Source organism: Pseudomonas sp. DF11, assembly GCF_058148565.1.
In genome coordinates this window covers 386,231-399,664 of the sequence record NZ_JBYVYN010000002.1, presented here as the reverse complement: position 1 = coordinate 399,664, position 13,434 = coordinate 386,231, and the positions used below count along the sequence as shown (strand labels likewise).

Annotated in this window: 8 protein-coding genes; 3 read left to right on the top strand and 5 right to left on the bottom strand. The window is 62.0% G+C overall.

The window, feature by feature from the left end:
- Positions 1-43 precede the first annotated feature (43 nt).
- Positions 44-1,321 carry a sensor histidine kinase gene (locus AC30D9_RS08415; RefSeq protein ID WP_490143873.1) on the bottom strand — a complete coding sequence of 426 codons (1,278 nt, stop codon included), beginning with the start codon at positions 1,319-1,321 and terminating at the stop codon, positions 44-46.
- Positions 1,322-1,573: 252 nt separating this feature from the next.
- On the opposite strand from AC30D9_RS08415, the gene AC30D9_RS08410 reads away from it, so the two are divergent.
- Positions 1,574-3,067, top strand: coding sequence for a YifB family Mg chelatase-like AAA ATPase (locus AC30D9_RS08410; RefSeq protein ID WP_307572715.1), 1,494 nt, complete (start codon positions 1,574-1,576; stop codon positions 3,065-3,067).
- 6 nt (positions 3,068-3,073) lie between these two features.
- On the opposite strand, the gene AC30D9_RS08405 is transcribed toward AC30D9_RS08410, so the two are convergent.
- The 3 genes from AC30D9_RS08405 to AC30D9_RS08395 form a co-directional block, all read right to left on the bottom strand.
- Positions 3,074-4,288, bottom strand: a complete 1,215-nt coding sequence (locus AC30D9_RS08405) for an aldose 1-epimerase family protein (protein ID WP_134926383.1) — start codon at positions 4,286-4,288, stop codon at positions 3,074-3,076.
- A 384-nt stretch (positions 4,289-4,672) separates the two neighbouring features.
- Positions 4,673-6,649, bottom strand: a complete 1,977-nt coding sequence (locus AC30D9_RS08400; RefSeq protein WP_490143872.1) for a methyl-accepting chemotaxis protein — start codon at positions 6,647-6,649, stop codon at positions 4,673-4,675.
- A gap of 186 nt (positions 6,650-6,835) precedes the next feature.
- Complete coding sequence (locus tag AC30D9_RS08395) at positions 6,836-7,756, bottom strand: LysR substrate-binding domain-containing protein (protein WP_134926386.1); 921 nt, start codon at positions 7,754-7,756, stop codon at positions 6,836-6,838.
- Between the two features lie 158 nt (positions 7,757-7,914).
- On the opposite strand from AC30D9_RS08395, the gene AC30D9_RS08390 reads away from it, so the two are divergent.
- Complete coding sequence (locus tag AC30D9_RS08390) at positions 7,915-9,309, top strand: NorM family multidrug efflux MATE transporter (protein WP_490143871.1); 1,395 nt, start codon at positions 7,915-7,917, stop codon at positions 9,307-9,309.
- Positions 9,310-9,417: 108 nt separating this feature from the next.
- On the opposite strand, the gene AC30D9_RS08385 is transcribed toward AC30D9_RS08390, so the two are convergent.
- Positions 9,418-11,088 (bottom strand): putative bifunctional diguanylate cyclase/phosphodiesterase, encoded by a 1,671-nt coding sequence (locus AC30D9_RS08385; RefSeq protein ID WP_490143870.1) that lies wholly within the window; start codon positions 11,086-11,088, stop codon positions 9,418-9,420.
- A 273-nt stretch (positions 11,089-11,361) separates the two neighbouring features.
- Between AC30D9_RS08385 and rep the strand changes: the two genes are divergently transcribed.
- The gene (gene rep, locus AC30D9_RS08380; protein ID WP_109752688.1) at positions 11,362-13,371 is read left to right on the top strand and encodes a DNA helicase Rep; all 2,010 of its coding nucleotides are present in this window, start codon (positions 11,362-11,364) and stop codon (positions 13,369-13,371) included.
- Positions 13,372-13,434: the final 63 nt, after the last annotated feature.

Here is a 13,434-nt window from a genome sequence, read left to right as displayed (position 1 = left end):
GCCCCACTCTTGGAGCTCGCGCTACAAAGCCAAGGCGAGCCGCTCAAGCATCTGCCGCCCGCTGAGATTGGCCCGGGGCCACTGCCAGCGGCAGTTCCAGGATAAAGAGCGCGCCCTTGCCCGGCCCCGCGCTCTGCGCGGTCAGATCGCCGCCCATCTCGTGCGCCGCCAGAATGCAACTGTGCAGGCCAAAGCCGTGCCCGTCGACGCGCGTGGTAAAGCCATGCTCGAACACCCGTGCAAGATTGTCCTGGGAAATCCCCTCGCCATTGTCCTCGACCTCAACCCGCACGCACCTGTCGTCAACGATCTTCAGACGCAGGATGATCTGCGGCGGCCGGTTCGTACCCGCGTCCAGCGCCTGCTTGGCGTTGTTGATCAGATTGACCAGGATCTGCAGCACTCGGTGTTTGTCCAGCGGCATCTGCGGGGCATCGCTGAACTCCTTGACCAGCTTTATGTGGTGACGGGACAGGGACACATCGCAAATGCGCACGACATCCTCGACCAACTCTCGCAGCGAGCCCGGTTCCAATACGCTGGAGTTGCCGGCGTAGGACTGCTGGGTGGCGACGATTTCCTTGATATGGTCGATTCTGCGGGTCAACTGCGCCAACTCGGCGATCATCGCCTGCTGCTCGATTGCCAGCGCGTCGGCCAGCTTGTCGAGATAGTCAGGTAGCGCGCGACCTTTAGGGTCGCTGCTGATGAAATCGCCGAGGTCATCGGGATGCTCCTTCATCAACTGGACGACCTTGGCCACTCCAGGTCCCTTGGATGTATGCACCTTCTCGTACAGGACCTGGGCTGACACGTTGACGCTATTGAGCACATTGCCGACGTTGTGCAGCACATTGGTGGCGATCTCCGCCATGCCGGCCCGGCGCGCGGTGGTGACCAGTTCGGCCTGCGCCTCGCGCAACTCGTCGTTGACCTTGGCCAATTGCTGCGGGCTGGGGATCTTCAGCGCCGCAGGCACCAATCGGATCAGCAGGATGGCGGTAATCACCGAGGCAATCGCGGTGATTACCTTGACCAGCGCCGACAGCCAGTAATAGGGCTGCCAGATGGTCAGGATCTCCATGACATGGCTGGTGCCGCAGGCCAGGATAAACACGCCAAAGGCCGCCAGCATCCAATCGAACGGCACATCCTTGCGCTTATGGATAAAGTACAGGAGGGTGAAGGGGATGGTGACGTAGGACAGGGTGATCAAGCCGTCGGCGATCACATTGGTCCACAGCAGGTCCGGGCGCCACATGTAGCAATGCCCGTGGGGCATGAAACGCTTGTCGGTTAACAGAGCCAGCAGATCGTTCATGGCCACTTCCTCGCTGTGCCGTTGATACCGCCAAGTGCCGACTGGGCAAATCGCAGTCTAGCAGAGGGCTGGCGCCTGGTATTTCAGGTGGGCATGCGCTGAACGGCATCGTGCCTGCCGCCCTCGGCCGTCACTCGCCGTCGAAACATCCTGCCAAATTTTCCGCCTTAAATTGCCGCGCCCAAGCGCATCCCCACGACTAGTCTTCAAGAGCCGCAGGACGCGGCGCCCTATTTACTCAAGGAACGATTCATGTCGCTTGCCATTGTCCATAGCCGCGCCCAGGTGGGGGTGGAGGCTCCTGCCGTTACCGTTGAAGTTCACCTGGCCAATGGCTTGCCGTCGCTGACGATGGTGGGTCTGCCAGAGGCGGCGGTAAAGGAAAGCAAGGATCGGGTGCGCAGCGCGATCATCAATTCGGGGCTGAATTTCCCGGCGCGGCGCATCACCCTGAACCTGGCGCCGGCAGATCTACCAAAAGACGGCGGGCGCTTCGACCTGGCCATTGCCTTGGGGATCCTGTCGGCCAGCGTGCAGGTGCCAACCCTGACTCTGGATGATGTGGAATGCCTCGGTGAACTGGCCTTGTCCGGCGCGGTACGTCCAGTGCGCGGGGTATTGCCCGCGGCACTGGCGGCGCGCAAGGCCGGGCGTATGCTGGTGGTGCCACGGGCCAACGCCGAGGAGGCCTGCCTGGCCTCGGGGCTGAAGGTGATCGCCGTGGATCATCTGCTCGAAGCGGTGGCGCATTTCAACGGTCACACGCCGGTCGAGCCTTTCGTTTCCAATGGACTGCTCTCGGCCAGCAAACCCTATCCCGACCTGAATGAGGTGCAAGGTCAGGCCGGGGCCAAGCGGGCACTGCTGATCGCCGCCGCAGGAGCTCATAACCTGTTGTTCAGCGGTCCACCGGGCACCGGCAAGACACTGCTGGCGAGCCGTCTGCCGGGGCTGTTGCCACCCTTGGCCGAAAGCGAGGCCCTGGAAGTCGCGGCCATCCAGTCAGTGGCCAGTTGCGTACCGTTGAGCCATTGGCCACAACGCCCGTTTCGCCAGCCCCACCATTCGGCTTCCGGCCCGGCGCTAGTGGGTGGCGGATCGAAACCGCAACCAGGGGAAATCACCCTCGCCCACCATGGCGTGCTGTTTTTGGATGAGCTGCCGGAGTTCGACCGCAAGGTGCTGGAAGTCCTGAGAGAACCGTTGGAGTCGGGCCACATCGTGGTTTCTCGTGCCCGTGACCGTGTGCGCTTTCCGGCACGCTTCCAACTTGTGGCGGCGATGAATCCCTGCCCCTGTGGATATCTAGGCGAGCCCAGCGGCCGTTGCTCCTGTACGCCAGACATGGTGCAGCGCTACCGCAATAAGCTCTCCGGCCCCCTGCTGGACCGCATCGACCTGCACCTGACGGTTGCCCGCGAGGCCACGGCGTTGAACCCCAAAAGCGAACCCGGTGCCGATACGGCCACTGTCGCCGAGTACGTGGCCGAAGCCCGGGAACGCCAGCAAAAACGCCAGGGCTGTGCCAACGCGTTCCTGGATCTGCCGGGTTTGCGTCGGCATTGCAAACTATCCGCGCTCGATGAAACGTGGCTGGAAACCGCTTGCGAACGGCTGACCCTGTCGCTGCGCGCCGCCCACCGCCTGCTCAAGGTCGCCCGTACGTTGGCAGACCTTGAGCAGGTGGAACGGATCAGTCGCGAGCACTTGGCCGAGGCGTTGCAGTATCGGCCCGCTACGCCCTGAAGTACTTCATGGCTTGCTCAGGTCCACCAGCGGCGTATCCCGCACCTCGGTCTTGCGGCCACCCTGGATTTCATCGATGCGTTTGAGGGCTTTATCCACGGCGCCCTTATCCGCCAGCAGGCTGTAGTGGATCTGGAACTGCTTGTGCTCTTTCGGCGCGATCGTGGGAACCAGGCCCAGTGGTCGCTGATACCGACGGTTGTAGGAAAAACTGGTGCCTGGTTCCAGCCCGGTCACGTAGCCCTGGCCTTGGGTATCGGTGTTCTTCCACAGGGAGAACACGGGAAGCGTGCTGGTATTGAAGCCCACCGACACGCCGAGGCTGCCGGCCTTGTTGTGCAAGACGGTAAGCGTGTCGCCCTTGGCGTCGGCGTACGGCACGACGTTATAGACGGTTTCGTCGTAATCCTTGGTGGGCGCGCGGTAGGTCTGCCAATCAGGCAGATCGCCCTTGGCCTTGTCGTTGAACGGCGAGACCTGCTGGACCGGTGCCGCGAAACGAGCGCCCTGCTCCAGGAACGGCGTGCTGAAGTTGCTGTGATAGAGCGCCTGGTATTCCTTTGGATAGTCGCCGTTGTTGGTCAGCGTGTCGTTGAGCGCGAACGTCACGCTGCCAGGCTCGGTGACCAGTTCGGTCTGCACCGAGAAATCGACCTTCTTGAAGGCCTGCTCCTTCAACTCGCCTCGCAAGGTGATGGCGTAAGGCGGTTTTTCATCGATGTGCAAAGTGACCTTGTTGGCCGGGATATTGGCGGCGCGACCATGCAGGGTCAGCAACTCACCATTGTCCATGCCGGGATGGCCGACCCATTCGTAGCCACAGCGAGTCACCAGTTCGTTGAAACCTTCGAGCCAGCCCAGCCCGCCTCGACCGTTCAGCTCAATGAACGCCGGATTGACCACTTCCTTGACGGGCGAATCCCAACCCATGCGCACATTCCCGACCGAAGCCTGCAACACGTTCATGCCGCGGGTCGGGACGACTGAAAGCTTCAGCGTACCGTTGTCGATGTCGACGATGCTGACGCCTTCCTGGCGGCCACCGTGCAGGGTGCGCATCGTCACGGAAAAGGGCTTGCCGGTCTTCACGCCGAGTTGCTGGCTGGTGATTTGCCAGGGTTGAGCGGCTTTATCCGTGTCCAACAGGACGTAATCCCAAGCCATCGCATGGGAGGTAGCACCCAGCACGCCAAGGGTAATGAGGAGTTTGAGCGGAGTCATGATCGTGACCTTTTATTGGAGTTGTGCGGTTTTTATAGACTTGAAGAAACGTTTCAGCAAGCCTAAAAACAGCAAATTCCGTAAAAGAAGGAAGATCCTGGGCAGGGACTTTGCGAGAGCGTGCTCGCGAAAGCGGTGGGTCAGTGGGTAAAGAAGTGGCTATGCCGGCGCCTTCGCGAGCAAGCTCGCACACAGGGATTTGGAGTGCCCGCCAAAAGCGCGAACATCCGTGAGCAAAAACTGTGGGAACGGGCTTGCTCGCGAAAGCGCCGGACCAGTTTCGATGACGTTGGCGGTGAGATCGCCTTCGCGGGCAAGCCCGCTCCCACAGGGTTATCCGGTAGTTGCGAGCTTGATGTTCGCCGCCAAACTGTGTGCAGTGCCTCAGCGGAACCGATCAACCTCTTGGCGCAGGTCCTGGGCCAGTTTTTCCAGTTCCTTGGCGGTGAGTGCCAGGTTCGAGACCACTTGGCGCTGTTCGCTGTTGGCCATGGCGATGCTTTGCAGGTTACTGCTGAGCAGGGTCGCGGTGCTGCTTTGTTCCTGAGTGGCGGTGGTGATCGCCGCAAATTGCTGGCCGGCCGAGCGGCTTTGCTCGTCGATGCGCGCCAGGGCCATGGCCACATTGGCGTTGCGCGACAGGCCTTCCTGCATCAACAGGTTACCCTGCTCCATCGTGCTGATGGCATTGCCGGTTTCCTGCTGGATGCTGTTGATCATGCTGGAAATTTCGTCAGTGGCCTGGCGGGTGCGGGATGCCAGGCTGCGGACTTCATCAGCCACCACGGCAAAACCACGGCCCTGCTCGCCTGCGCGGGCGGCTTCGATGGCGGCGTTCAAGGCCAGCAGGTTGGTCTGCTCGGCGATCGAGGTGATAACGCCAACGATGCCGCCGATTTCCTGGGAACGCTGGCCCAAGGTATTGATGACCGTGGCCGTGCTGTTCAGCGCGCCGGCAATTTGCTCCAGGGACGACGATGCTTCGTCCATCGAGGTCCGGCCAATACGGGTTTGCTGGGCGTTTTCCTGGGCCAGGCGCTCGGTGTTGCCCATGTTGTCGGCAATGTTCAATGAGGTCGCACTGAACTCTTCCACCGCGCCAGCCATGCTGGTGATTTCGCCGGACTGCTGCTCCATGCCTTCGTACGCCCCGCTGGACAACCCGGACAGCGCCTGGGCGCGGCTGTTGACCTCCTGGGAGGCCTTGCGGATGTGCTCGACCATGGTCGACAGGGCCTGGCTCATCTGGTTGAAGGCGCGGGCCAACTGACCGATCTCATCATGGCTCGACACGTTCAGGCGCACACTCAGGTCGCCGGCGCCCAAGGCTTCGGCCTGGCGAACCAGGTCGCCGAGCGGCGCCAGTTTGCTACGCAACAGCCACATCGCCGAGCCCACCGCCAACAACATCGCCAGCAGGCTGCCAATGGCCAGTTGCGTACCGACGCTCCAGGTCACGGCGCGAATCTCGGCTTTCGGCATGCTCGCCACCACCGCCCACGGCCCGCCCTCGAACGGGACGGCAACGCTGTAGAAATCTTCGGCGGTATCGGTCCAGAACGTGCCCTTGCCCGGTTTCTTGACCAGCCCAGCGATGGTCGCGCTCGCCTGGTCCAGCGCCTGCACGCCGGCCGGCGGCACCAGCCATTTGTTTTGTTCATCCAGCAAGGCCAGCGAACCGGTCTGGCCGATGCGGAAGCGCTTGAGGTTCTCGAACTGCGCATTCTGCGCGTCGGTGTAATCGAAACCTACATACAACACGGCAATGATCTTGCCGCTGCTATCGCGTACGGGCGTGTACTGCGACATGTAGAAACGTCCGAAAAGCAGGGCTCGACCAATGTAGCTCTGCCCGCTGATCACCGGACCATAGGCAGGGCCGGCACGGTCGAGCACGGTACCAATGGCCCGCGTACCGTCCTGTTTGCTGACTGAGGTACTGACGCGGATGAAGTCGTCGCCACTGCGCACGAACACCGTGGCAACCCCGGCGGTCATCGCTTTGAAGTCATCCACTTCCTTGAAGTTGTTGTTCAACACTTCGCCGCCCAGGCTCAAGCCGGGGGTTTGTACGCCCGCCACCGTCACCGGCTGGTCCGGATGCACACTCAGGCCCGCGCTGAAGCGTTTTTCGAACAGACCGGCCAAGCGCTGAGTGCTCTCGCGCAAGGTGCTGTGGAAGGTATTGAGCTGGTCGGCCATCAGGCGCGCTTCGCTGGCCAGGTGCTCTTCACGGGTGGCAAGGTTGGCAGCGTCCAGCGAACGCAGGGCGAAGACGGTACTGCCGGAAATCACGATCGCCAGTATCACGGCGAGGGCAAGGCCTAACTGTGAGGCGATCCGGGCGCGGGGTTGAGACATGACGGCTCCTGGCCGAGAGACCGGATCATTCTGATCACGTCGCACGCTCGGCATTTTATTCGGGTGAGGTGTAAGTAGGCCCTTTCTGAACGAGGGTCCCATCTTCACGGATTCGGCGGCAAAGCCAAATACTTGAGCGGTTTGGAAGGATTAATGCCAAGTAGCTATCACGCCAACTGCAACGTTTCAGCCCAGACGCTCGACGTCGGGTAATTGCATGGCCTTCACCTCGCCCTGGAGGAAGTCGCTAAGTCGGCGCAAACGTTCACCACCCGGGCGGGTTTTTGGCCAGACCAGGTAATAGTGTTCACCACTGGCGACTGCTGTCGGCCATGGCAAGCTCAGGCGCCCCTGGGCGACATCCTCGGCCACCATCAACAGGTCGCCCATGGAGACGCCATAGCCGCGTGCCGCCGCGATCATGCCCAGCTCCAGGGTATCGAACACCTGCCCTCCCTTGAGCGAAACCTTGTCGGACAGGCCCATGCGCTGCAGCCAGTTGCGCCAGTCCCGGCGATCCGGCGTGGGGTGCAGCAGTTCAGCGCTGGCCAACCGCGCCACATCCCAGGGCTGGTCGTTCAACAGGTTCGGCGCGCCCACCGGGATCAACTCCTCGGGAAACAGCAAACTGGCCTCCCAGTCTGCGGGAAAGTGCCCATTGCCCAGCAATACGGCGCAATCGAAGGGCTCGACGTTGAAGTCCACCGAGTCGATGTCCATCCAGGCGCTGGTCAGTTGCACCTCGTTGCCGGGCTGCAAATGCCGGAAGCGACTCAGACGCGCCAACAACCAGCGCATGGTCAGGGTGGAAGGCGCTTTCATGCGCAGGATGCCGTCCTCGCCATGCAAGGTATGGCAGGCGCGTTCCAGCGCCATGAAGCCCTCCCGCACACCCGGCAATAGCAACCGCGCCGCCTCGGTCAATTGCAGGTTGCGCCCGCTACGCAGGAACAGCCGGCAGGCAAAGTGATCTTCCAGCGTGCGAATGTGCCGGCTGACCGCGCTTTGGGTGATCGACAGCTCTTCGGCGGCCCGGGTGAACGAGCTGTAGCGCGCCGCGGCTTCGAATGCCCGCAGCGCATAAAGAGGCGGAAGACGACGAGGCATCGCAAAAGCTCCATGGCGTTGTTTGCCAACCCTACCAGAAACCCACCCAGCATGAGTTTTAATCATGCCAGCGATGTTTTTTATCCTTTTGTGCAATCCGCCGAGAGCGCCGAGAATCGTCGCTTTACTGCCTTGTTTGAACATGGAGCGTGATGATCATGCGGCATCCTGTGCGTACCGAACTCTGGGCCATCCTGCGGCTGGCGGGGCCGTTGATTGCCTCACAGTTGGCGCACATGCTGATGGTGCTCACCGACACCGTGATGATGGCGCGCCTGAGCCCCGAAGCCCTGGCCGGCGGCGGGCTCGGAGCGGCCACCTATTCGTTCGTGTCGATCTTCTGCATCGGCGTGATCGCCGCGGTGGGCACCCTGGTCGCGATCCGCCAGGGCGCAGGCGATGTCGAAGGCGCCACCCGGCTGACCCAGGCCGGGCTGTGGCTGGCCTGGTTGATGGCGCTGATGGCCGGGCTGCTGCTGTGGAACCTCAAGCCCGTGCTGCTGATGTTCGGCCAGACTGAAACCAACGTGCTGTCCGCTGGACAGTTCCTGCTGGCGCTGCCGTTCGCCCTGCCCGGTTATCTGAGCTTCATGGCCCTGCGCGGCTTCACCAGCGCCATTGGCCGGGCCACACCGGTCATGGTGATCAGCCTCGGCGGCACGGTGGCGAACTTCCTGCTCAACTACGCGCTCATCACCGGCATGTTCGGCCTGCCGAAACTCGGCCTGATGGGGATCGGCCTGGTCACGGCCATCGTCGCCAATTGCATGGCCCTGGCGCTGGCCTGGCACATCCATCGGCACCCGGCCTACCGTGCCTACCCACTGCTCGACGGCCTGTCGCGGCCCAACCGCCAATACCTCAAGGAACTGTGGCGCCTGGGCCTGCCGATTGGCGGCACGTACGCAGTGGAAGTCGGGCTGTTTGCGTTCGCCGCGCTGTGCATGGGCACCATGGGCAGCACACCGTTGGCCGCCCACCAGATCGCACTGCAAATCGTCTCGGTGGCGTTCATGGTGCCGGCGGGGATGTCCTACGCCATCACCATGCGCATCGGCCAACACTACGGCGCCGGACAGTTGCCGATGGCGCGCCTGGCCGGTCGGGTCGGGATTGGCTTTGGCGCGGCGGCCATGCTGGCGTTCGCCATGGTGTTCTGGTTGCTGCCCCATCAATTGGTCGGCCTGTTCCTGGACCACGACGACCCGGCGTTCCGCGACGTGATCAACCTGGCCGTAAGCCTGCTGGCGGTGGCGGCGTGGTTCGAGCTGTTCGACGGCACGCAAACCATTGCCATGGGCTGCATTCGTGGACTGAAGGACGCCAAGACCACCTTCCTGGTTGGCCTGGGATGCTATTGGCTGATTGGCGCGCCGGCGGCGTGGTGGATGGCATTTCACCTGAACTGGGGGCCGACCGGCGTCTGGTGGGGCCTGGCCCTGGGGCTGGCTTGCGCGGCCGTGAGCCTGACGCTGGCGTTTGAATGGAAGATGAAGCGGATGATTCGCAGTGAGCCTGGGCAGCAACGTTTCGAGGTCGTTCAGCCTGAATGAGCATCCCTTGTGGGAGCGAGCCTGCTCGCGATGGCGATGTGTCAGTCAATATAGCTGCCGACTGGTCTACCGCTATCGCGAGCAGGCTCGCTCCCACAGGAATTTGTATTAGCTCATTTCCAGTGTGGACTGCTGATTGCCATCGAATGTCAGGTATTCAACCAACTCCGGCAGCGGCAACGGCTTGCTGATCAAGAAGCCCTGCACCTGGTCACAACCAAAGCCGCGCAGCAGGTCCAGTTGCTCCCGGGTTTCCACACCTTCGGCCACCACCTCCAGGTTGAGGTTGTGGGCCAGGTTGATCATGGCGTGCACCAGCTTGCGGTTCTCTTCACGCTGCTCCATGCCGCCAACGAAGCTCTTGTCGATCTTGAGCAAGGTGATAGGCAGGCTGTTGAGGTGCACGAACGAGGAGAACCCGGTGCCGAAGTCGTCCAGGGAGAAACGCACCCCCAGGCGACCCAGGGCATCCATGGTCTGCTTGACCAGCTCGCTGCGGCGCATGACGGCGGTTTCAGTGAGTTCGAATTCCAGCCATTGTGCCTCGACACCCCGCTCGGCAATCAGCCGGCTCAAGGTCGGCAACAACTGGCTGTCCTGGAACTGCCGGAACGACAGGTTGACCGCCATGTGCAACGGCGCCAACCCCCGCTCGCGCAGGGCCTGCATGTCCCGCAGCGCCCGGGAAATCACCCAGTACCCCAGCGGCACGATCAGGCCACTCTGTTCGGCCAGCGGCACGAACTCACTCGGTGGCAACAGTCCGCGTTCGCCATGACGCCAGCGCACCAACGCTTCGAGGCCGACAATGTGGCCGCCATCGAGGTTCAGCCGTGGCTGGTAATGCAGCTCCAACTCGTCACGGCGCAGGGCCCGGCGCAGTTCGCTTTCCAGGTCGGCGAGGCTGCGGGCGTTGCGGTTGATGCGCTCGTTGAAGATATGAAAGGTACAACCCTGGGTGCTCTTGGCCTGCTGCATGGCGATGTGGGCGTGCCACATCAGCGGATCGGCGCCGGCCTGGGCGCGAGCGTGGGCAACGCCCAGGCTGCAGCCGATCAGCAGGCTTTCACCGTCCACCCAATAGGGCTCGGCCAAGGCTTCGGTAATCCGCTCGGCCATCCACTCGGCCCGTTGTGGCGCGCGGCGGGTATCGATCAGCAGGGCGAATTCATCACTGCCCAAGCGCGCCAATTGATCGCCGGCTTCCAGGGAGCCCTTGAGTCGCGACACCACTTGCAGGATCAAGCGGTCACCGGCCTGGTGGCCGAGGGCATCGTTGGCGTGACGAAAGTTGTCCAGGTCCAGGTGACCGAGGGCCAGGCCACGGCCGTCGTTTTCCGCCAGGCGTGCCGCCAGCAGCGTCTGGAAACCCTGGCGATTGGCAATGCCTGTCAATGGGTCCTGTTCAGCAAGGCGCTGCAAGGTGTTTTCCAGCACGCCACGTTCGCGCACATGGCGCAGGCAACGACGCAGGGTCGCGGTGTCGAGGACATCACGCACCAACCAGTCGCTGACGCCGTCGGGGGCCAGCGCCGGCTCGTGCTCAAGCAACAGGATAGTGGGCAGGCTGCAACGGCCCGGCGCCGGTTGCAACGCCGCAACGGTCAGCAACACCGCGTTGCGATTATCTTCGAACAGGCTGCTGACTGACTCCCAGCTCGGGGCGCTGATCAACACGACCGAGGGCCCCAAGGGCGCCAGGCACTCGCGCAATATTGCTGACCACGCAGGCTCTTGGGCCAATAACAGCAAACGCAAGGGTTCGACAGGCGTTGACAAGCTGACTCCCTAGACTCTGCAAGGTGGTAGGCGCCGGCATTATGACGTGCCGATGGGCAATGACCAATGCCAATGGTTCTCAAACACGCGCTTTCGGCGGTTTTTTTCCACGCGAAATTCCTGCGCTGAACGCAATTGGCTCCACATCCTGCGTGAAAGTAGCAGAAGCGGCAAATGACAATGCGGTGTGCGTCACAAGTCGGACAGAGCAGCACAATTCTCTGAGCCTGTTAAAATGCCGGCCCATTTCGCAAACGACTCCCTGACTCTGTCATGTCCCGACTCAATCCCCGGCAGCAAGAAGCCGTGAACTATGTCGGCGGCCCTCTTTTGGTGCTCGCCGGCGCAGGCTCCGGCAAGACCAGCGTAATCACCCGCAAGATCGCGCACCTGATCCAGAATTGCGGCATCCGCGCCCAGTACATCGTCGCCATGACCTTCACCAACAAGGCCGCCCGGGAAATGAAAGAGCGGGTCGGCGGCCTGCTGCGCGCCGGTGAAGGTCGCGGCCTGACGGTTTGTACCTTCCACAACCTGGGCCTGAACATCATCCGCAAGGAACATGCGCGGCTGGGCTACAAGCCGGGCTTCTCGATTTTCGACGAGACCGACGTCAAAGCCCTGATGACCGACATCATGCAGAAGGAATACTCGGGCGACGACGGCGTGGACGAGATCAAGAACATGATCGGCGCCTGGAAAAACGACCTGATCCTGCCGCCCGAAGCCCTGGAAAACGCCCGCAACCCCAAGGAGCAGACCGCCGCCATCGTCTATACCCACTACCAGCGCACCCTCAAGGCGTTCAACGCGGTGGACTTCGACGACCTGATCCTGCTGCCGGTCAAGCTGTTCCAGGACCACGCCGACATCCTCGAAAAATGGCAGAACAAAGTCCGCTACCTGCTGGTGGACGAATACCAGGACACCAACGCCAGCCAGTACCTGCTGGTGAAGCTGCTGATCGGCAAACGCAACCAGTTCACCGTAGTGGGCGACGACGACCAGTCCATCTACGCCTGGCGCGGTGCGCGGCCGGAAAACCTGATGCTGCTCAAGGAAGACTATCCGTCGCTCAAAGTGGTGATGCTGGAGCAGAACTATCGCTCCACCAGCCGTATCCTGCGCTGCGCCAACGTGTTGATTTCCAACAACCCCCACGAGTTCGAAAAGCAACTGTGGAGTGAGATGGGCCACGGCGACGAGATCCGCGTGATCCGTTGCCGCAACGAAGACGCCGAAGCCGAGCGCGTGGCCATGGAAATCCTCAGCCTGCACCTGCGCACCGACCGGCCGTACAGCGATTTTGCGATCCTGTATCGCGGCAACTACCAGGCCAAGCTGATCGAGCTGAAGTTGCAGCATCACCAGATCCCTTATCGCCTGTCGGGGGGCAACAGCTTTTTCGGACGCCAGGAAGTGAAGGACCTGATGGCCTACTTCCGCCTGATCGTGAACCCGGACGACGACAACGCCTTCCTGCGGGTGATCAACGTGCCGCGTCGGGAAATCGGTTCGACCACCCTGGAAAAGCTCGGTAACTACGCGACCGAGCGCAAGATCTCGATGTACGCCGCCACCGACGAAATCGGCCTGGGCGAGCACCTGGACAGCCGCTTCACCGACCGCCTGGCGCGCTTCAAGCGCTTCATGGACAAGGTCCGCGAACAGTGCGCCGGGGAAGATCCGATCTCGGCGCTGCGCAGCATGGTGATGGACATCGACTACGAGAACTGGCTGCGTACCAACAGCTCCAGCGACAAGGCCGCCGATTACCGCATGGGCAACGTCTGGTTCCTGATCGAGGCGTTGAAGAACACCCTGGAAAAAGACGAAGACGGCGACATGACGGTCGAGGATGCCATCGGCAAACTCGTGCTGCGGGACATGCTCGAGCGCCAGCAGGAAGAGGAAGACGGCGCCGAAGGCGTGCAGATGATGACGCTGCACGCCTCCAAGGGCCTGGAGTTCCCCTACGTGTTCATCATGGGCATGGAAGAGGAAATCCTGCCGCACCGCTCCAGCATCGAAGCCGACACCATCGAAGAAGAACGGCGCCTGGCCTACGTTGGCATTACCCGGGCACGCCAGACGCTGGCCTTCACCTTCGCCGCCAAGCGCAAGCAATACGGAGAAGTGATCGACTGCGCCCCGAGCCGCTTTCTCGATGAGCTGCCGCCGGACGACCTGGCCTGGGAAGGCAACGACGACACGCCGACGGAAGTCAAAGTCGTTCGCGGCAACAGTGCCCTGGCGGATATACGCGCGATGTTAAAGCGCTAGAATCGACTACTTTTTCCACCACGCTTTTTACCCAATCCAGACGCTGAAGACGTCATCAGAGGA

Coding starts and splice junctions, on each gene's coding strand:
- rep (WP_109752688.1), top strand. CDS start 11,362: ATGTCCCGACTCAATCCCCGGCAGCAAGAAGCCGTGAACTATGTCGGC.
- AC30D9_RS08390 (WP_490143871.1), top strand. CDS start 7,915: ATGCGGCATCCTGTGCGTACCGAACTCTGGGCCATCCTGCGGCTGGCG.
- AC30D9_RS08395 (WP_134926386.1), bottom strand. CDS start 7,756: ATGCCTCGTCGTCTTCCGCCTCTTTATGCGCTGCGGGCATTCGAAGCC.
- AC30D9_RS08400 (WP_490143872.1), bottom strand. CDS start 6,649: ATGTCTCAACCCCGCGCCCGGATCGCCTCACAGTTAGGCCTTGCCCTC.
- AC30D9_RS08415 (WP_490143873.1), bottom strand. CDS start 1,321: ATGAACGATCTGCTGGCTCTGTTAACCGACAAGCGTTTCATGCCCCAC.
- AC30D9_RS08410 (WP_307572715.1), top strand. CDS start 1,574: ATGTCGCTTGCCATTGTCCATAGCCGCGCCCAGGTGGGGGTGGAGGCT.
- AC30D9_RS08405 (WP_134926383.1), bottom strand. CDS start 4,288: ATGACTCCGCTCAAACTCCTCATTACCCTTGGCGTGCTGGGTGCTACC.